Raw genomic sequence first — 19,671 nt, forward strand, 5'->3', positions numbered from 1 at the left:
ATGCGATGGCTGCCCATCTGGCGGCAGCCCGGGGTTATTCGCGCCGATCTACTGGCCGGGTTGACGGGCGCTGTTGTGGTCTTGCCGCAAGGCGTCGCCTTCGCAACCCTGGCCGGAATGCCGCCTCAGTATGGTCTTTATGCAGCCATGGTGCCGTGTGTGGTCGCGGCCCTTTTCGGGAGCAGTCGGCTCATGGTAACGGGCCCGGCGAATGCGATTTCGCTGACGACAATGGCACTGATCGCGCCTTTGGCGGCAACGGGGAGCGCCGAATATGTTCAACTGGTCCTAACGCTCACGTTCCTAGTGGGCGTTGCGCAACTTGGGCTCGGTTTTGCGCGAGTTGGAAAGTGGGTCGAGCACGTTCCCCATTCGGTCATAGCGGGCTTCACAGCCGGTGCTGCAGTTCTCATCGTTAACAGCCAAGTCGGAACGTTGCTAGGCCTGGTTTTGCCGCGGGGACTGTCTGTGATGGGATCGGCTCGGGGGGTGTGGCAACATCTTGGTGAAGTGCGGTCCTTGCCGGTGCTGAGCGCACTGGTGACAATCAGCATTGTCTTTATCGTGCAAAGGCGCAATCTGAAGATTCCCTCTATGCTAATGGCGGTGGTCGGTGGAAGCCTTTTTACGTGGGCTGTCGCATCGCTCCCTGGGTTCGACCACCCTGCGACAGTGCAAGCGCTCCCTGGGCCCTTACCGCCCTTCTCCCCACCCGACATTTCCATTGAGACCGTTCGCACACTCGCTGCGGCCACCCTGGTTATGACATTGCTCGGGTTGACGGAAGCAATGGCTATCGGAAAGGCAGTAGCCCGTCGCTCGGGTGATATCTTCGATGGAAACCAGGAGCTTATTGGTCAAGGACTGGCGAACTTTGTCGGATCATTTTTCTCGTCATATCCCGCAAGTGGGTCTTTCAACCGTTCAGGCGTCAACGTCGCCGCGGGAGCACGCACCCCTCTGGCGGCCATCTGCGCTGCTATCTTTCTTGTAATCATCCTTCTCTTCGTTTCCCCGCTAGCGAAGTACTTGCCCTTGGCGGTCATCGCCGGACTGCTCTGCGTCGTGGCTGCCAGCTTGTTCAACGTTAAGGAGCTGAAGCACCTCTGGCTCGATGTGCCGCATGAGCGAGTTGCACTTGTACTCACTTTTGCGGCGACCGTGACTGTTTCACTGGAGTGGGCAATCCTCATAGGTCTTCTGACGGCGTGGCTCTGTAAACGCTTCCTTCAACCGAAGTCGTAGCATTTTTAAGTTGCGAGCCAGTTCCATGCAAGCCAGGTCAGTATTGGTTCCAGGTTTTGAAGTCATTCAGACTGGCGAATTGATGCGCTTCCGGCGCACGATCCGACCTAAGCGCCTAGCACAGCCCGGTCCGAACGAAGAGCAGGTGTCGGTCATTGTGGAAGCTGCAAGTTGGGCGCCCGATCATGGTGAACTCACCCCATGGCGCTTTGTTCTGATACCCCATTCAGCACGCCACGGTCTTGGTCTGGCGTTCGCGCAGGCATTGCTCGAACGCGATCCTCTGGCTTCAGAAGAGCAGCTAGCAAACGCTCGACAAAAAGCAACACGTTCACCTGTACTCATGGTCGCCATATGCCGCTGCAATTCTGAAGATGAAGCGCAGATTCCCGCGGAGGAACGGCTGATTTCACTCGGCTGCGGAATCCAAAACATGCTGCTGATGGCTACGGCGATGGGATTCGGATCAGCGTTAACGAGTGGAAAGGCGATGCGCGCGAAGGCATTGCGAGAATTTCTTCAGATTAGCCCCGAGGAGGAGGCGCTTTGCTTTTTGAATTTTGGTTCAGTTGTGTACCGCCCGCCGGAGAGAAGAGTACCTCATCCCTCCCGGTACTTCAGCACGCTGGAATCTTAACGATTAAGAACTACCGGGCTATCGCAAATAGCGACAGCGACAGCCGGGAGATGATAGGAGACAGTTGGAGGGGCCATTCCCTTCCGACGTTGAGCTATTTTGCGCGCACGGGCTGGAGACGCGGTACCAGATCCGAATCGGGCGCGCCGGGAAACGACGCTTGGGCTGAAGGCACGTACGGGAACCGCGCGCGTCCCTTCGTCGCGACAGTACCTTCAGCGTCCCCGCCGGATCGGACATATCTGCGATCATCGTCCGGTCGCCACATCCACGACCAGTTGTTCTGGGCCCTCGACGTCACCGAGTAGATCAATTCACGCTCGCGCTGGCTGCGTAGCACGCGTTCATTGATCGACTCAGGGTCCCAATTGGAGAGAAGTAACCGCAACAGACGCGCTTCGCCCAAAGCACAGCCCGGGTCGCCGCTGAGATTCTCCAGCTCTAGCGGATCTGTGCTGAGGTCATACAGCTGGGACGGATAGCCATGCGTGTAGATCAGCTTCAGGTTGCCGCTTCGGACCATGCGGCAAGGTGCACAGACACCCATATCACTGTATTCAGAGAAGACAAGGTTGGGCCATTGGGAGTCCGTCTCCGCGGAAAACCGGCGAAGACTGTTTCCATCCGTGGGTCCTCGCATCTCTGGAGGGGCGCCGTCGGTCGCGACGTCCAGCATCGTCGGCATGAGGTCCACGAGAGACACTAGTTCGTCGACGCCGCCCTTATGGGACCATCCGGCGCCGGCGATGATGAGGGGAACCTTCACCGAGCCTTCGAAGAAGCACTGCTTGAACCACATCCCCCGCTCACCCATCATCTCGCCGTGGTCGCTCGTGAAGATGACCAGGGTGTCTTCTTCAAGGCCGGTGTCCCGCAAAATCTTCATGAGTCGGCCGACCTTGTCGTCGACGTAACTGATCATCGCGTAATAGGAATGCCGGGCGTTCTGAACGTGCTGAGGTTGTATGTCGTAGCGATCCCGACCGTGGGAGTAGTAGAGCCACTCGCTGTGCTTGTCCATCTTTTCGACAGGCAAGGGGCCGACTTTCGGCGCATCGATTTCCTCATGTTTATAACGATCCCAATGCTCCTGGGAAGCGGTGTAGGGCGAGTGGGGATGAGAAAACGAGACGGTCAGGAAGAATGGTTGTGAGCGATCCCCGCGCGCAATATTGAACATTTTCTGTTGTGCATTGAATTCCGTCTCGTCGTCGTAGTCGATCTGCAGGCTGCGCAGGCAAGGGCCAGCTTCGATCACGGCACGCATGCTGATGCCTGTCGGAGCATTACGTGGGCCCTTGGTCCAGTCCGGAACCCACGCAAAGTCGGCCGGATAGATGTCGGTCACGAGGCGGTCCTGGTAGCCATGAAGCTGATCCGGTCCGACAAAATGCATTTTTCCGCACAGGGTAGTCGCGTATCCGAGCTCTCGCAGATAGTGCATCACAGTCGGTGTGGACGCGGGCAACTCGCTCGCATTGTCGAATGCGTTGATAGCGTGTGGCAGCCGACCGCTGAGCATCGAGTAACGTGAAGGCGCGCAGATTGGGTAGTTGCAGTACGCATTCGCGAATGTGGTGCCACGTTCCGCCAATGCCTGCAAATGGGGTGTCTTGGCAATCGCATTGCCGTACATCGGCAGGAAGCTCGCGTTCAGCTGATCCGCCATGATCAGCAGAATATTGGGTCTCTTCGTCATGCTTGTCTCCCGAACTGCAAAATCATTCTGGCTTGATACCGGAATCGGAGATCAGCCGGCGGTATCGGTCGATGTCCTTGTTGATCAACTTGGCGAATTCCTGCGGGCCGGCCGCGGCGGGCAATTCGACTCCTTGCTGCGCAAGACGTTCGACGAATGCAGGGTCACTCATTGTCTTTGCCATGGCCTCGCTCAACCGTTGCAACACGGGCGCGGGTGATTGACGGGGCGCAACCAAGCCATACCAGCCACTCGAATCGTAGTCGGTCAGGCCGCCCTCGGCAAAGGTGCGGACTTCCGGCAGGGCAGGGTTGCGGCGCTGGCCGGTGATCGCATAAGCCTTTAGCTTTCCGCCCCGGATATGTGCGATCGAGGCGGCAACGTTTGTGAAAAGAACCTGTACCTGGCCGCCGAGAAGGTCGGTGACGGCGGGGCCCGCGCCCTTATAGGGAACGTGAACGAGCTTGACCTTGGCAGAGCGTTCGAAGGCCGCTGCAGCAAGGTGGGATGGGCTGCCGTTGCCCGCCGACGCGGCGGTGATCTTGGCGGGGTTCGCCTGCGCGAAGTTGATAAATTCACCGAGATCTTTCGCGGGCACAGTGGGGTTTGCCAGCATGACCATGGGCGTGTAGCCCACCAGCGCGATTGGCGCGAAATCGCGCGACGTGTTGTAGGGGTTTGCTGGATATAGGGACATGTTCACGGCGTTGTTGCTGCTTGCCATGAGCAGCGTGTATCCGTCGGGGTTGGCTTTTGCCACGTAGTCCGAGCCGATATTGGTGCCAGCGCCCGCCTTGTTCTCGACGATTACTTGCTGACCCAGCTGCTTTGTAAGCGAGCTCGCGACCAGCCGACCAAGAAAGTCGGCTACGCCGCCCGGTGGCCAGGGCACCACGATTTTGATCGGTTGGCGCGGCCACCCGTCGTCAGCGCGAGCGGGAAGCGAGAACGAAGTGAGTGTAGCCATCAGCGCAATGGCGCAACCTATCAGCTTGGATTGGATGAATGGGGTCATGATCTGTCTCCTTGAGCGATTGGGCGAAAGATAGTGAAAACTCAAGCCACAACTAGCGGCCGTTCCGTCGAACTGGTTGGACGTTGAATGCTGGTCCGCATGTCTTCCTTAATCATGTCGACAGCCTTTTCGGCCATCATCACGACGGGTGCGTTGGTGTTTCCGGACACAAGGGTGGGCATAATGGAGCAGTCCACGACCCGCAGTCCCTGGACGCCGTGGACGCGCAACCGTGCATCCACTACGGCGCCTGAGCTTGGGTCGGGACCCATTTGGCAGGTTCCGCTAGGATGGAAGATGGTGGCCCCGTTGTTCCTGCAGAACTCCAGCAGCGATGCATCATCGTTCGCCATTGACCCAGGTTTGACTTCCCGTTTGATGTACGGGCGCATAGCGGGACTGTTGGCGATTGCACGGGCAGCCTTGACCGCTGCGACATTCGTGCGCCGGTCCAGGTCCGTCGACAGATAGTTCGGCCGCATCTCGGGTGTCTCAAAGGGGTCGGAGGATCTGATCCTGATGTGCCCACGAGATTCCGGGCGAAGTTGGCACACTGAAAGAGTCAGGCCAGAAAATGGATGAACGGCGCCGCCCGCCATGTCTGCCGAGAGAGTGGCAACGTGAAACTGAATGTCTGGGGTGACAGTTTCGTCGGGGAGCGCGCGCATGAAGCAGCCGCCCTGGTTGATGCCGACTGCCAGCGGGCCGCTTTTCTTGAATAGCCATTGAAGTCCCAAGCCGGCTTGGCCCAACCAAGAGCGAAGGGTGTCATTCGTTGTTGGCCGCGTCGATTCGAAGATGAGCCGGATCTGCAGGTGATCTTGCAGGTTCTCACCGACACCGGGAAGATCGCGGACAACCCGGATGCCATGCTTACGCAGCAGGCTCGCCGGTCCGATGCCGGAGAGTTGAAGGATCTGAGGAGATTGAATCGCTCCTGCTGCAAGGAGTACTTCATGCCGGCAACGCACAAACTGATCAACCCCTCGCTGCCGGTATCGAATGCCAACGGCTCGGCCATTTTCGATCGCCACACCGGTGGCCTGCGCTTCGGTTTCGATCTTCAAGTTGGTGCGATGACGAGCAGGCTTCAAATAGCCCTTTGCCGTACTCCACCGCCAACCTTTCCAGGTGGTCAGCTGGTAATACCCTGCTCCTTCCTGCTGCCGACCGTTGAAGTCGTCGATGCGCGGCACGCCCAGCTGCTGGGCGCCTTCGATAAAGGCTTCAATGAGTTCGTTCTTGGCGCCGATGTCCGAGACCGAAAGAGGCCCATCTGCGCCGTGGTAGGTGCTCGCCCCTCGCTGATTGCGCTCCGACTTGATGAAGTACGGGAGGACGTCCCTGTAGGACCAGCCAGGATTGCCCAGTGCTGCCCATCCATCGTAATCTTCTCGCTGCCCCCGGATATAGATCAGTCCATTGATGGAACTTGAACCGCCAAGCGTCTTGCCGCGCGGCCAATAAATGCGCCGACCATTCATGTTGGGGTCGGGGTCCGTTTCGAAACACCAGTTGTATTTCTTGCTCCACATGGTTTTGCCGTAACCGATAGGCAGATGAATCCAGAAAGAGTCATCTGAGGGGCCCGCCTCGAGCAGCAATACTGTGGTGTTGGGGTCTTCCGATAATCGGCTGGCAAGAACACACCCGGCCGACCCCGCCCCCACAATAATGAAATCAAACTGAGTCATGGCGCATCTCAATTTCGGAACGAATCGTTCCGGAAATGAGATGATAATCATCTATAGTTCGGAACGCAATGTTCCATATATGCGGGATTACGCTTACTTTTAAGTTTGTTTTTGCGTCGCTTTTAGCGAAGCGTGCTGAGGGGCTGCCTTGGTGAAGGCAGGCGCAATGCGAACCTAGGGATTCGTTGTCTTAAAGCAGCCCGCGCATGCGAGCGGAGGCGTCCCGCAAGGCGGAAAGCTTTGTTAAAGCGACTTCCAGGCTCATCCGCCCGACTGGGGCGTGAACGGCGATCGCAGCGCGCGCATGCCCGTGCCCGTCGAGCACCGGCACTGCTACCGCGATCAGACCAGGGATGAACTCTTCGCGATCGACCGAGTAGCCGTTGGCCGCGATAGTTTCGCACTCCGCTCTAAGTGCCTGCGAACTTGTGATCGTCGACGACGTGAGGCGTTGCATCGGCAACTGCGCGATGAGGGCTTCGCGTCGCGCCACAGGCATTAGCGCGAGAAATAACTTCCCGCTGGCGGTGCAGTGAAGAGGTACATGCGCGCCGGGATCAAGTGTCAGTCGCCAAGGCCAAGGAGCCTCGACACGGTCCAGATAGAGTACGCTCGCACCGTCGAGAGTGGTGAAATTGCAGGTTTCACCCACCTCTGCGACCAGCGCGGTCAGCACTTCGTGTCGCAGTCCGCGAATGCTGTCGTGATTCAGCGTGTCGAAGGCCATTCTGCGCAATTCCGGTCCCACGATGAAGTAGCGCTCGTCGACGTCGCGGGCCAAGTAGCCGCTCTCAAGGAGCTGTGTGCACAAACGGTGGGCCGTCGCCTTGGGCAGACCTAGGTCCGCTGAAAGATCGGCCAACGAGACCGCCCGCCCAGCTGAGGCGACAGAGCGCAACAGTCTCAAGCACCGTTCTGCCGAGCCCCCTCCTGTCTCTCGAGACGGAGTGCTGGCAAGCTCGGCGGTCTGATCGTGTTGGGTCGGGTTGGTTTCTCGAGAAGCTTGTTCCATCGTTCGGCAGGTTCCGCGGGCACAAGCGGATAGTACTGCACAGGAACCGACGAAGGCGAAGCTGCTCGACGTTACCGCTGACGCGGCACGCTTTATCAATCGCGTCGATCGCCGCAGAAGCCAGCGATCACCTCAGGCGCACAGGACGGAGAGTGCCGCAGATGCCAATCGCGCAAGCTTCGAATCCGCCCTGGACGTCAGAATGATCGGGACTTTCGCTCCCAGCACTAGTCCGGCGCAATCGCCGCCACCGATGTAGTTGAAACTCTTATACAGCATATTGCCCGAATTAAGATCGGGCACTAGCAAAAGGTCTGCGTCTCCGGTGACACTCGACGAGATGCCCTTGATGCGTGCAGCTTCCATGGAAATCGCGTTGTCGAACCCGAAAGGACCCTCGACAAGAGCGCCAGGCCATTGGCCCGCCCGCGCCAACCGTACCAGTGCATCTGCATGCAGGGTCGCCGGAATCGCGGGCGTAATCATCTCGACCGCCGCAACGATACCTACTTTCGGATGGGAAACGCCGAGCTTTTGAAGCAGCTCGATCGAGTTCCCCAAAATGTCTTTCTTCGTCTCCACGTCCGGGGCGATGTTAACCACGCAATCCGCCACCGCGAGCAACTTCGAATATCTCGGCAGGTCGAAGATGAACGCGTGCGAAATGCGACGCTCGCCGCGTAGGCCATTTTCCCTGCGGACAACGGCGCCCATGAGTTCGTCAGTATGCAGCGACCCCTTCATCAGGGATTCGACACTGCCGTCACGCGCAAGCAGAGCGGCCATCCGCGCCGCTTCCGATGCGCTGCCGGACACATTGAAGATCTCGAACAACTGGATGGGTATGCGGGCATCATCGGCCGCCCGTTCGATGAGGCTACAGGGACCGATCAGCAGCGGCCTCCCAATGCCCGCCTCGGCAATCGCAGCAGCAGCTTCGATTGCCGGAACGTTGCACGGGTAGACCACGCCCACCGCACCTGGTCTGCCCTGGATCTTTCGACGCGCAGCTTCCACCAGCGCATTCAGGCGCTGATGCACAGCCGGCATTACCGACACCACATCGTCATCCAGGTTTTTGAGCATGGCGGCGCGGGATCAGACGTAGTCCCTGTACTTCTCAAGCAACCGAACCGGCTTCGCGAGCGCATCGCGGCGGAAGGGATCTCCGAGTTCCCTGGTGCACATGATCTCGATGACGCAGGTCTTGCGCTCGTTCATCTGCATCTCGACGGCACGTTTAAGGGCAGGCCCGACATCTTCCAGCGTGTCGACCACGATGCCTTCCGCGCCCATCGATTTCGCCATTTCGGCGAAGCTCTGATTGTCCAGTTCGCCCGCCACGAACCGGCGGTTATAAAAGTCGACCTGATTCTTCTTTTCGGCGCCCCATTGGCGGTTGTGGAAAACGACCGCGGTCACCGGAATATCATGACGCACGCAGGTCATGATTTCCACCATGCTCATGGCCCAGGCGCCATCGCCAGCGTAGGCGATGGCGGGTCGGTCCGGGGCCGCAGCTTTTGCGCCAATGATGGTGGGCAGGGCATAGCCGCAGTTGCCAAAACTCATGGGCGCGAAGAAGCTGCGGGGCCGCTCGAAGCGCAGATAGCTGTTGGCGACGGAATTAATGTTGCCGATATCCGTGGACACCATCACGTCCGCGGGCATGGCTTTCTCAAGCTCGCGCAGGACTTGTCGTGGATGCAGCCAACGGCCACCTTCCTTCTTGGCTTCCTCGATCATGTCGAGGCTGTACGGATCACGCTCGTGCGTCCATTCGGTGAGCTCTTGCTCCCACGCCGCTTTTTCGCCAGCAACTGCATCCCCGCGCTGCGCCTTTGTCGCATCGCAAGCGAGCGTGCGGTTCGCTAGGCGCGCATTGAGTGCCTTGGCCGCCGCCTTCGCGTCGCCGCAAATGCCCACGGAGATCTTCTTCACCAGACCGAGCATCTTGTGGTCCGCGTCTATCTGGATGATCTTTGCATCCTTCGGCCAGTAATCCATACCGTGCTGGGGTAGGGTGCCGAAGGGGCCTAGGCGCGAGCCCAGTGCAACGACCACGTCGGCGCGCGACATCAGTTTCATCGCAGCCTTGGACCCCTGATAGCCCAGCGGACCGCACCACAGCGGGTGGCTGGCAGGGAAGGAATCGTTGTGAAGGTAGCTATTTACCACTGGCGCGCCTAGGCGCTCGGCCAGCGCCCTGCACTCGTCAATCGCGTCGGCCATGACGACACCGCCACCGGCGATGATCACGGGAAACTTTGCATTGGCCAGAATTTCGGCAGCTTCGTTCAAGCTGTTCTCGCCGCCCGCACCTCGCTCCAGTCTCTGCGGCTTGGGGATCTCACAGCTGATTTCTCCGTAGAAGTAATCACGAGGAATGTTCAGTTGCGTCGGCCCCATCTCCGACAATGCGCGATCGAAGCAGCGGGCAGTGAATTCGGCCATGCGCTTCGGGTTGGTCACATGCCCTTGGTACTTGGTGAATTCCTCGAACATCGGGAGCTGGTTGGCTTCCTGGAATCCACCCAGGCCCTGCGTCATTGAACCGGTTTCCGGTGTAACGATGACCACCGGGGAGTGCGCCCAGAAGGCCGCAGCGATCGAGGTGACGCAATTGCTGATACCGGGGCCGTTCTGGCCAATCACCACTCCGTGCCGACCGCTGACTCGTGCGTAGCCATCGGCCATGTGCCCGGCGCCTTGCTCATGGACCACCGGAATCAGGCGAATTCCCGCCGGCGCAAAAATGTCCATGGCGTCCATGAACGCAGAGCCCATGATGCCGAACATGTCCGTGACGCCCTGCGCCACCATTGTCTCTACAAACGCCTCCGAGGGCGTCATCTTCTGCACGCCCGACACTGGGCGGCGCTCTTGCGTGGTGAGGGCCATGCTGATCTCCTGTGTAATCGGTTAAAATGGTACGTTTCGTTCCATAATATTGGATCGAGACTGGAATATACGGCTATAGAGTCTTGCTTGTCAACGAAATATGTAGAAAATCGGAACTTGACGTTCCAATTTTTATGGATATCATGATCGGATGAAGCCTCTTGCAACGCTGCCTCTAGCTATTTCGGAGAGTTCCGAAACGCCTGCCCTACGATTGATCTCTCTGCTGGAAATCATTGCCTCTACTGACCGCTTGTTCTCCCTTCAAGGCTTGGCGCAGGAGTCCGGACTGCCCAAAGCCACCCTGCACCGCATGCTTCAGCAGCTTGAGAGCTCAGGATTGGTTCAGAAATGGGGGGATGGCCGGCACTTTGGAACCGGAATTCGCCTGCGCCGGCTGGCCGAGAACCTGCTCTTGAATGATTCACGACGCGGAGCAAGACACGCGGTACTCAGAGAGCTCGTCCGCGAAGTGGGCGAGAGCTGTAATCTCACCGCGCTGTCGGGAAGTGAAGTGATGTACCTAGACCGCGTCGAAACGGCCGCACCTCTACGTTTTTACCTACATACCGGTTCACGGGTCCCTGTCCACTGCTCCGCCAGCGGCAAGGTATTCCTAGCGCAAATGCCCCCTGCGCAACGCAAGGCACTGCTAAAGCATTTACCGCTCGAGACATACACACCCAAGACGCTGACCGGACTTGAACAGATTGAGGAAGAAGTGCGAAACGTCGAGCTACAGGGGTATGCGGTTGACAATGAGGAGTTCTTACCCGGGCTCATGTGTCTGGCCGTCCCCGTCCCCGCAGATCACGGTCGCGCGAACCTTTGCGTAGCATTGCAAGCGCCGATCATGCGTATGCTGCCGGATCGCATCTCCATTTTTCTTGACCCTTTACAGCGTGCAGCAACCGCGCTCAGCAAGATCGAGGCAGATGCTGACTTCGATGAATCGATCGATAGGCGCAAACAAAAGGTGGGGGGGGGCCGATGAGCCATTCCAGCAGCATTTCAGGCCTGTCCCCCCTTCCGCCACATCGACTGGCGTCGGTTTCAGAACTATTTGCCATCGAGTCATCTATGATGGTGCCCGTTTTTACGGGAGAGGACGAGCACGTTCCGGACGTTGATCCTGAATACCGCTTCAACCCAGACATTACGCTGGCGCTCCTCGCCGGATTCACGAGAAATCGCCGTGTGTTGGTCCAGGGTTTGCACGGGACCGGCAAGTCAAGTCACATTGAGCAAGTCGCGGCCCGTCTCAACTGGCCGTGCGTGCGCGTGAATCTCGACGGTCACATTGGTCGGTTGGAGCTGGTTGGCCGAGATGTCGTTACATTGCGCGACGGCCAGCAGGTGACGGAATTTCAGGAAGGCATTGTGCCGTGGGCCCTGCAGCGGCCCATGGCTTTGATCTTCGACGAATATGACGCCGGTCGGCCGGATGTCATGTTCGTCATTCAGCGAATATTGGAGCTAGAAGGGAAGTTGACCCTCCTCGACCAGAATCGTGTGATCCATCCGCATCCTGGTTTTCGCCTCTTTGCCACTGCCAACACACTTGGCCTCGGCAACTTGACCGGCATGTACCATGGCGCGCAACGTCTCAATCATGCGCAGATCGACCGTTGGAACATCGTGGCCACTCTCGACTACTTGCCGCGAGCGGAAGAGGTCGCGATTGTGCAAGCTCGCGTACCTGGCCTCAGGAGTGAGGAAGGAGCACAGTTGATCGACCGGATGGTCAGCGTAGCGGACCTCACACGCCGAGGGTTCGCTGCGGGGGACGTGTCAGCATTGATGTCGCCTCGTACCGTTATTTCCTGGGCGGAAAACCTTGAAATATTTGGGGAGGTCGAGCTGGCGTTCCGCCTCACGTTCATGAACAAGTGCGATGAGCCCGAAAGACCCCTGGTCGCGGAATTCTTCCAGCGTTGCTTCGGAACCGAACTGACCGAGTCGATCGCATTGCAGGCGGCCCAGTGAGATCGGCCTTGCGTCGGGAGCAGCGAGTCGCCGAACTCTGCGCGGCATCGATACGGGCGCTTGCTGGCGATCCCTACCTTCACCTCAGGGGATCTCGGCTGTTCAGGGGAACTCATCTTCTGCCACCGCCAGCTGCCCATTTGCGGTCTGCAGGGGACGGCGACGATCTGAACTCCCAGCGCGGTGCGGCTGATGGCCTTGCGTTGCGTGCGTTAAAGACCGACCTGAACCTGCATGAGGCGCTGGCGCCTGCGGACGCGCTGGGCCGTTCGCTGTTCGACCTGCTCGAACAATACCGTGTCGAATCACTCGCGCCCGAAGGCCTGATCGGAGTCAGAACCAACCTCGAACATCGGCACATGTGCTGGACGCGCCAATTTCTCTCGGGCGGACTCACCGACTCGGAGTATGGTTTGCTCATCTTTACAGCCGCCCAAGTGTGTCGCGCTCGGATCCTGCTCGAACCTATGGACGAACAGGTGCAGGACATCGTGGAAGCAACCCGTAATGCCCTTGCGCCAAGAATCGGCAACGCGCTTCGCCGGCTGCGCAGACTGAGAGACAACCAGGCGAAATATGCAGAGGCGGCTACCGAGGTCGCAAGTGTGGTGTCGTCCATGGCGAGCCTCCTGGATCCGTCAGGAAAGGAGGCAGCAGCTGACGATGACCCGTGCGACGACACTCGGCAGCGCGTCGCCTTTTGGCTGGGCGCGCAAGAAAGTGAAGAGGAAACTGTGCCGGTCGCGGCGGTCGGACCAAGCCGCGCTCTGGATGAGGCGCAAGGTTTGTACCGCGTGTTCACCGTTGCATATGACGAGGAAGCTCACTCCGAGTCGCTCGTGCGGGGTGACTTGCTGCGGGAACTCCGCATGCAGTTGGATCAAAGTGCCGCCAAGCAGGGGGTGAACCCGACCCGGCTTGCAAGGGAGCTTCAGCTTCTGTTGGCAGACCCGCATCGCGATGGTTGGGATCCCGGCCAGGAAGAAGGGCGCATCGACGGCCGCAGATTGGCTCAGCTCGTGGCATCGCCGAAAGAGCGACGCCTGTTCCGGATCGAGCGCACTGAACGCGCCGCCGACTGTCTCGTTACGTTCCTCCTCGATTGCTCTGGTTCCATGAAAGGATACAGTCCCCGCGTCGCGCTCCTCGTCGACACGTTCTCGCGTGCTCTCGAACAGGGCGGAATTTCATCGGAAGTCCTGGGCTTTACCACACGGGCCTGGAACGGCGGCCGCGCTCGGCGCGACTGGTTGCGTGAGGGAAGCGCTTCGCATCCGGGGCGGCTCACCGAGGTCAGTCACATCGTATTCAAGGACGCATCGTCGACCTGGCGTCGAGCGAAGCGCGCGCTGGCGGCGCTTCTCAAGCCTGATCTTTATCGGGAAGGCGTTGACGGCGAGGCTGTTGAGTGGGCTTGCAGCCGCATGCGGTGTCGTGCCGAGAGCCGGCGCATTCTGGTGGCAATCTCAGACGGCTCGCCAATGGATGCCTCCACCGCAACTGCAAATGATCCTCACTATCTCGATGTCCATCTGCAAGATGTTGTCGCGCGCCAGTCTTCGGTTGGCGATATTGAAATCTGCGCAGTTGGTGTCGGCTTGGACCTGAGCGCTTACTATCCGCGCAACAAGGTATTGGATTTGTCGGGTCCATTGAACTACGCAGTGTTCAGGGAAGTCTCGAGTCTTATCGCAGGCGGCAAGTGCAAACAATAATTGGTTCATGACAACGGAAATGCGGGATAAGGTCACGACGCGCGGCAAGTGGATGCCCAGTTGGAGAAGTGAAGGAAACGAGCCCGACTACCGATTCTCGCTGGCGAACGAAAGGACCTTTCTGGCATGGATTCGGACTGCGCTGGCTGTCCTGGCGGGGTCCGTGATTCTTGAGCAGTTCGCGACACACATTTCACCACGATGGGCTCTCGTTTTGATCGCTGTGGCGTTATGTTCCGCCTCGGGTCTACTATGCGTATTGGCGTATTACAGATGGCGAGACAATGAGTTAGCGATGCGTAATTCAGCTCCGCTTCCACACAACTATGGCATCGCGCTGCTCGCGATCTTCGCCGTTTTGGCTGCAGCGATTCTTGCGTGCCTTCTTCCGTTTGCCGGTTGATGATAAGTCGCGCCGACCAAGGGCTGCAACCTCAAAGAACCGCCCTCGCATGGCGTAGGACTGCCTTGACATTTCTGGTGAATGCAGTCTTGTTTCTCAGGGCTGGTTTGTTGAGCCGCGACACGTGGATCGCGTCGATGGGTGTGGTCGCCCTCTTGGCCGGCGCGTTAACAGTAATATACGGACTGAGACGTGAAAGTCGATTTCGCCACGGATCCGTGGACGCGATAGTAGTATCGCCCGCAGTTGTCGTGGCCGTCAGCATTGGAGCGCTGGCGATTTGCCTTACGGGCTTGTGCCTGGTGATGCGCTCGCTGTAGCAGAGGTCCGCCGCGCATCGAAAGGCACGCGCAGAGATCGAGGCCGACTCAGCGTCTCTTCGCCGAGTCCTCCTTGATGAAGTCAGCACCCCTCTCTCCGATCATGATGGTGGGAATATTGGTATTGCTCGACACTTGAATCGGCATCACGGAAGCGTCCACGACTCGAAGGCCATCGACACCGTAGACACGCAGCCTTGGATCGACTACAGAGTCGTTCTCTGAGCCCATGCGACAAGTGGCGATCGGGTGCCAGCATGTGCTGCTGGGCTTGCGGGCATAGTCCGGAAGCGTATCCTCGTCTGTCCTGATGTCCGCGGGTCGCGTCGGGCGTTTGATGAGAGCTGCGAGCGAGGGTTGTTTGGCGATTTTGCGCAACATTTTCAACAGCCGCACCGTGACATCTTGATCCACCGATGGCTGAGATAGTTGGGCTCAATTCGTGGAGGCGTCTGAGGGTCCGGCGACGTAGCGTGGCGATTGTCAGATCTCTACGGTTTCGCGCGGGACTCAAATATGCGGCGGAAGCCCGGCGGTTACTTCCTCTTCCCCGCTTCCCGAGGCAACATCCCAGACATCGCGTCTGCGCCGCGCCGCAGGACACCGGTTTGTCGCTGCGGACCAAATAAATGGCAGCCTCGGAGAACATGGGGGGCTCTTCCCTTACGCATTGGTGTAGCCGGACACGAACTCCTTAACGGCGCCCGTGACAGCGTCGTATACATGCCGGCGCACGTTGCCAATGTCGGCGCCGTAGCAATGGATACTGATGGAAACGCGGTCGTCGTAAACGTTGCTTACCTGGTGCACATCGCCGATTGAAGGGCCTACGCACTCTACGTCTCCCCGTTCCAGCCGATGCGGCGGTTTCGCGGCGAAACGGTTGCGTGTGTGATAGGGCGTGACGCTCTCCGCGCCACGTAGCACGCCAATGACGCCCATACCGTGTGATCGTGCACAGGCGTTCTTTGGCCGGGCCCCCAGACGAAGCTCACTACTGAAAATCGGCAAGAGGGGTCACGATAAAGCAAATATTGCCGGTAATACGTCGGGTCGGATTGCGCCATTTTCGCCGGCAGCCAGTCGTCACTGTCGACGAGAATCTTCATTGCCTCCTGACCCCTTGCCAGCACAAGCTCTTCTTCACCACACTCGAGCGCCGCTGTGATCTGATTGACAAATTGCAGCAGCTTCGGGGGCATAGTCATTAGTTGATCTGCACATTCGCTTGCTTGACAACTTTGCCCCACTTGGCCAGATCCGACTTGATCCGTGATTCGAACTCAGCGGCCGTGCTTTCGAGGGGTAGGACCCCCTGACCGGCGAATATTTCTCGCGTATGAGCGTCTCGTGTGGCCTGGGTAAGGACGTCGTTCAGCTTGCCGACAATGGAGCGCGGAGTTCCAGCGGGAGCGACGATGCCGAACCACGAAATCACCTCGAAGTCGGTCAATCCGCTTTCGTCCAGCGTAGGAACGTCACTCAGGGTCGGCAGCCGCTTCAACGAAGTGACCGCCAAGGGCCGAAGCTTGCCCGCTGCAATTTGCGGCAAGGCTGTAGGGGTGAGTTCGATCATGAAGTCGATGCGGCCTGCCAGCACATCACCAAGCGCCGCCGCGGCCCCTTTATAAGGGATGTGCCTCGCGTCGATATGAGCCATTGACTTGAAAAGCTCGCCTGCCAAGTGCTGAGTGCTGCCATTGCCGGAAGAGGCGAATGTCAGCTCGCCGGGCTTCGACCTCCCCAGTGCAATGAGTTCCGCAACCGATTTGACCTTCAGATTAGGACCCGCCACGAGCACAAGGGGCAGCTGTGCCACTAGTGAAATCGGCGAAAAATCCGTGGCTGAATTGAACGCCATCTTGGGATACAGGCTCGGGTTGATCGTCAACGGCCCGGCGGAGCCCAAAAGTAGCGTGTATCCGTCCGCAGTCGCTCGTGCGGCTGCGGACGAGCCAATGTTGCCGTTGGCGCCGCTCTGGTTATCCACGAAGACCGGTTGATCCATTGTCGCGGTCAGCTTCTGAGCTATCAGGCGGGCTACGATATCTGTAGGTCCGCCAGGCGGGTAGGGGACAATCAGCTTGATCGGACGATCCGGATAGGCAGCTTGGGCGTACGAAAGCGGGGCTGCACCGAACCACGTGACGAGTGGAACGGCAAACACGCCAGCTAAGTGATATAGACGCATTGCTCGCTCCGTTTAGAAAGGTACGCTGCCTCGAACTGTGGTCCGGTGCATCAAGCGCCGGTCCGTGGGAGCGTAGTCCCCGACTGCGAGGTGTTGGGTCGAGCAGTTGTCCCACATCAGGAGATCGCCCACTGCCCAACGATGGCGATAGATGAACTTCTGCTGCGTGGCGTGCTGACAGAGTTGTGCGAGGAGCTCGTCACTCTCCGTCGGGTCGAGCCCATCGATCGCCACAGTGAATAGCTCGTTGATATAGAGGCACTTCTTGCCGGTCACGGGATGGGTGCGCGCGATAGGATGATGTACGTCCTTGATCATCTTTCGCTGCTCATCGGTCAGTTGAGCACGCTTGCCGCGCTCTTTCTGCGTTTTCAGATCGACCGTGTAGCGTTTCTCGTCGAGGCGGTGAGACGCGGTCATATTGGACAGCTTGGACTGCATGTCGGTCGGTAGCGCGTCGAAAGCGGAGATCATGGTCGCGAACATCGTGTCGCCCAGTGGCTTCCCCTCCCGATGCGGAACTTCCCGCGCGTACAGCAATGAACCCAGGCTGGGTTCGCCCTTGTACGAGACGTCGGTGTGCCAGACACGCCCTGCGTCAGGAAGGCCCAACGACTTTCCGTTCTCCACGATGTTCGAAACCACGAAGATTTCCGGATGGTCCTTGTGCAGGTACTGCGCGTAGAATTTGAGCACCTCGAGCTCGCCAAAGCGACGGCTGAAGTCAATGTGCTGTTGGGGCGTAATGTCTTGCGCGCGGAAGACGATTACGCCGTTCTCGGCAAACGCTTTGGCAACGGCTTCGAACTGGGAATCGCTGACAGGCTTGCGCAGGTCGATGCCCACGATTTCCGCCCCGAGAGGCGCATCCAATTTTCTTACTTCCATCTGTTCTCCGATGTCGACATGTTGTTGGGCGCGAACCTCGCAGGCGCTGGTTCGTGAACCGACTATGGGCGGCCAGTTATCGGATAACAAGTGAAAGTTTTTTACGGTCGTGTGAGCCCGTTTTGCAGGTAGGTTGCAATGCTGCGTGTCTAGTGTTCTGCAGCAGCTCGAAAAACGAAACTGGCACGCGGGCGGGCGCACATGCAAGAGTGACTCGCATGTGCGCGCAAGTGCCGAAGCCGGAAGTCCGGAAATTCGAAACGTCAAACGTGGACGGTGGAAACGAGCCGCGTATTCAGATAGGCTTTCACGGCCTCCGGGCCACCTTCAGAGCCGTATCCTGAATCGTTGATCCCTACGAAGGGGAGTTCGGGCCAAGCAAGCCTGTTCGGGGCCAACCCTGGAAAACCCCTAATAAATAGAACGCCTGAAACGTATTAAATGGAATGAATTATTCCATTTTGTAATTCGAAACGAAGATGCGCGGAATGTTTGGCACCAAAATAGTAAGGCGTCTTGCAATGCAAGCTTGCGCATGACGCGCGAACAGCTGGTGGTACTTGCGCTATCCGTGTTCGCTGGCGGGTTTGCCTTCGGCGTCACCGGATTCGCGTACGGGGTCGTCGCGTCACTGTTTCTGCACCACGTGCTGCCCCCGCGCGAAGCCGTGTTTTTTCTTGTTGCAGGCGGTCTCCTGCTCAATCTGGCGGCCTTGCCAAGGTTTTGGGCGGAAATCCAATGGAAGGGCTGCCTGCCCTTTCTCGTGGGAGCCACCTTCGGCATACCGGTCGGCCTCATGCTGCTCACGCATTTGGAACCTACAACTGTGCGGACGCTTTCCAGCATAGTCGTCGTTTGCTACTGCGCATTCGCGCTGTCGAGACTGGAAGCGGCACCTCTGACATTCTCCCCTGCTTGGGGACGCATTGCCGATACGGGTATTGGATTCGCAGGCGGTGTGCTCGGGGGCGTTGCTGGATTGGGGCCGCTTCTCCCATCCGTGTGGTACGGCCTTCGAGGGAAAGACAAGCGAGAAGCAAGGGGATTGTCGCAACCGTTTGCCTTGCATGTTCAAGGCTTGATGGTGGTCTGGCTCCTCTGGACTGGCAGTCTAAAAGTCACCGGCGTTACGTCGTTGTTGTTCGCGATCCCACCGATGTTGCTGGGTGCCTGGTTGGGCCTGCGACTCTTCGACGTGCTCAGCCCGAGCCGTTTCCGCCTCGCCATCGTGTGGCTCTCTTTGTTGGGTGGGATTGCTCTGCTGGCGCGCCAGATACTCGCGAGCCTGGGCGAGCTGTAAATGCAGCTCACAAGCGGTCGAAGAACTTTCACTTCACAGAGCCAGATCCCAATTCCATACTTGGCCTACCAACCGCCGACGTCGATTCCATATGCTGGCGAGGAGATAGAAAGGTAGCCGATGAGCCAACGCAAATTGAGAGTTGCGATTCTCGTAGAAAACATGCATCAGGAGATGGAGGTCTGGTATCCCATCTATCGCTTTCAGGAAGCCAACGCCGTTGTAACGGTGATTGGACCCGACGTGGGCAAATACACGTCCAAGTTGGGTTACCCAGTGGCATCCGAGCTCGCAGCGGCAGACGCCAAGGCCTCGCACTTCGACGTGATCGTGATTCCGGGCGGTTTTGCGCCCGACTTGATGCGCCTTTGCAAACCCATGGTGTCACTCGTGCGCGAAATGCACGAGCAAGGACGGATCGTTGCCGCAATCTGTCATGGCTCGTGGCTTCTCGCATCCGCCGACATCATCCGCGGCAAGCGGGTGACAGGCGCGCCATCCATCGTCGATGACCTCCGGAATGCCGGCGGACTGTACGAGGACTGCGAGGTTGTGCGCGACGGTAACCTGATCAGCAGCCGCAAACCCGCTGATATCCCCGCATTTTCCGCCGCCATCCTCCAGGCAGTGGCGGAACGCACCGGCTCCGACACCTGACTCTGAGC

General features: G+C 58.6%; 18 protein-coding genes and 2 pseudogenes. 9 read left to right on the forward strand and 11 right to left on the reverse strand.

From position 1 onward, the window contains the following. Nucleotides 1-1,245, forward strand: a complete 1,245-nt coding sequence (locus HNE04_RS26225; RefSeq protein ID WP_172226369.1) for a SulP family inorganic anion transporter — start codon at nt 1-3, stop codon at nt 1,243-1,245. Between the two features lie 25 nt (nt 1,246-1,270). Continuing rightward, nucleotides 1,271-1,882, forward strand: a complete 612-nt coding sequence (locus tag HNE04_RS26230) for a nitroreductase family protein (protein WP_172226372.1) — start codon at nt 1,271-1,273, stop codon at nt 1,880-1,882. A 94-nt stretch (nt 1,883-1,976) separates the two neighbouring features. Here HNE04_RS26230 and betC read toward each other — a convergent pair whose 3' ends face one another. The 7 genes and pseudogenes from betC to xsc form a co-directional block, all read right to left on the reverse strand. Next, the gene (gene betC, locus HNE04_RS26235; protein ID WP_172226375.1) at nt 1,977-3,581 is read right to left on the reverse strand and encodes a choline-sulfatase; all 1,605 of its coding nucleotides are present in this window, start codon (nt 3,579-3,581) and stop codon (nt 1,977-1,979) included. Nucleotides 3,582-3,603: 22 nt separating this feature from the next. Continuing rightward, a complete protein-coding gene (locus tag HNE04_RS26240; RefSeq protein WP_172226378.1) occupies nt 3,604-4,596 on the reverse strand; it encodes a Bug family tripartite tricarboxylate transporter substrate binding protein in 993 nt (330 codons plus the stop codon). 41 nt (nt 4,597-4,637) lie between these two features. Next, nucleotides 4,638-6,290, reverse strand: a complete 1,653-nt coding sequence (locus tag HNE04_RS26245) for a GMC family oxidoreductase (RefSeq protein ID WP_172226381.1) — start codon at nt 6,288-6,290, stop codon at nt 4,638-4,640. A 190-nt stretch (nt 6,291-6,480) separates the two neighbouring features. Continuing rightward, nucleotides 6,481-7,071: an IclR family transcriptional regulator gene (locus HNE04_RS26250; protein ID WP_235965451.1), complete on the reverse strand. Its 591-nt coding sequence runs from the start codon at nt 7,069-7,071 to the stop codon at nt 6,481-6,483. A gap of 48 nt (nt 7,072-7,119) precedes the next feature. Next, nucleotides 7,120-7,302, reverse strand: a pseudogene (locus tag HNE04_RS28230) (helix-turn-helix domain-containing protein); the annotation flags it as partial. 132 nt (nt 7,303-7,434) lie between these two features. Beyond that, nucleotides 7,435-8,388, reverse strand: coding sequence for a bifunctional enoyl-CoA hydratase/phosphate acetyltransferase (locus HNE04_RS26255; protein ID WP_235965437.1), 954 nt, complete (start codon nt 8,386-8,388; stop codon nt 7,435-7,437). Nucleotides 8,389-8,400: 12 nt separating this feature from the next. After that, nucleotides 8,401-10,203, reverse strand: coding sequence for a sulfoacetaldehyde acetyltransferase (xsc, locus tag HNE04_RS26260; protein ID WP_172226387.1), 1,803 nt, complete (start codon nt 10,201-10,203; stop codon nt 8,401-8,403). Between the two features lie 151 nt (nt 10,204-10,354). On the opposite strand from xsc, the gene HNE04_RS26265 reads away from it, so the two are divergent. The 5 genes from HNE04_RS26265 to HNE04_RS28625 are packed head-to-tail and all read left to right on the forward strand — an operon-like array spanning nt 10,355 to nt 14,627. Then, on the forward strand, nt 10,355-11,197 hold the full coding sequence (locus tag HNE04_RS26265) for an IclR family transcriptional regulator (RefSeq protein ID WP_172226390.1): 843 nt from the start codon (nt 10,355-10,357) through the stop codon (nt 11,195-11,197). After that, complete coding sequence (locus HNE04_RS26270) at nt 11,194-12,189, forward strand: AAA family ATPase (RefSeq protein ID WP_172226393.1); 996 nt, start codon at nt 11,194-11,196, stop codon at nt 12,187-12,189. Before HNE04_RS26265 ends, HNE04_RS26270 begins: the two co-directional genes overlap by 4 nt. Then, nucleotides 12,186-13,904 (forward strand): cobaltochelatase CobT-related protein, encoded by a 1,719-nt coding sequence (locus HNE04_RS26275; protein ID WP_172226396.1) that lies wholly within the window; start codon nt 12,186-12,188, stop codon nt 13,902-13,904. Before HNE04_RS26270 ends, HNE04_RS26275 begins: the two co-directional genes overlap by 4 nt. A 7-nt stretch (nt 13,905-13,911) precedes the next feature. After that, the gene (locus tag HNE04_RS26280) at nt 13,912-14,307 is read left to right on the forward strand and encodes a YidH family protein (protein ID WP_235965440.1); all 396 of its coding nucleotides are present in this window, start codon (nt 13,912-13,914) and stop codon (nt 14,305-14,307) included. After that, nucleotides 14,307-14,627, forward strand: coding sequence for a DUF202 domain-containing protein (locus tag HNE04_RS28625; protein WP_172226399.1), 321 nt, complete (start codon nt 14,307-14,309; stop codon nt 14,625-14,627). Before HNE04_RS26280 ends, HNE04_RS28625 begins: the two co-directional genes overlap by 1 nt. Nucleotides 14,628-14,675: 48 nt before the next feature. On the opposite strand, the gene HNE04_RS26290 is transcribed toward HNE04_RS28625, so the two are convergent. The 4 genes and pseudogenes from HNE04_RS26290 to HNE04_RS26305 all read right to left on the reverse strand — a co-directional run bounded on the left by HNE04_RS26290 (nt 14,676) and on the right by HNE04_RS26305 (nt 17,706). Continuing rightward, nucleotides 14,676-15,041, reverse strand: a complete 366-nt coding sequence (locus tag HNE04_RS26290) for a GMC oxidoreductase (RefSeq protein ID WP_172226402.1) — start codon at nt 15,039-15,041, stop codon at nt 14,676-14,678. 249 nt (nt 15,042-15,290) lie between these two features. Further along, a pseudogene (locus HNE04_RS26295) lies at nt 15,291-15,829 on the reverse strand (cysteine dioxygenase). A 5-nt stretch (nt 15,830-15,834) separates the two neighbouring features. Continuing rightward, nucleotides 15,835-16,818, reverse strand: coding sequence for a Bug family tripartite tricarboxylate transporter substrate binding protein (locus tag HNE04_RS26300; protein ID WP_172226405.1), 984 nt, complete (start codon nt 16,816-16,818; stop codon nt 15,835-15,837). Nucleotides 16,819-16,830: 12 nt separating this feature from the next. Continuing rightward, the gene (locus HNE04_RS26305) at nt 16,831-17,706 is read right to left on the reverse strand and encodes a TauD/TfdA dioxygenase family protein (RefSeq protein ID WP_172226408.1); all 876 of its coding nucleotides are present in this window, start codon (nt 17,704-17,706) and stop codon (nt 16,831-16,833) included. A 535-nt stretch (nt 17,707-18,241) separates the two neighbouring features. On the opposite strand from HNE04_RS26305, the gene HNE04_RS26310 reads away from it, so the two are divergent. Together HNE04_RS26310 and HNE04_RS26315 are read left to right on the forward strand one after the other, a co-directional pair. Continuing rightward, entirely contained in the window at nt 18,242-19,006 is a 765-nt protein-coding gene (locus HNE04_RS26310) for a sulfite exporter TauE/SafE family protein (RefSeq protein WP_172226411.1), read from the forward strand. Between the two features lie 120 nt (nt 19,007-19,126). Continuing rightward, a complete protein-coding gene (locus HNE04_RS26315) occupies nt 19,127-19,663 on the forward strand; it encodes a type 1 glutamine amidotransferase domain-containing protein (RefSeq protein WP_172226413.1) in 537 nt (178 codons plus the stop codon). Nucleotides 19,664-19,671 lie beyond the last annotated feature (8 nt).

This window comes from Caenimonas soli (assembly GCF_013155545.1).
Lineage (GTDB): Bacteria > Pseudomonadota > Gammaproteobacteria > Burkholderiales > Burkholderiaceae_C > Ramlibacter > Ramlibacter soli.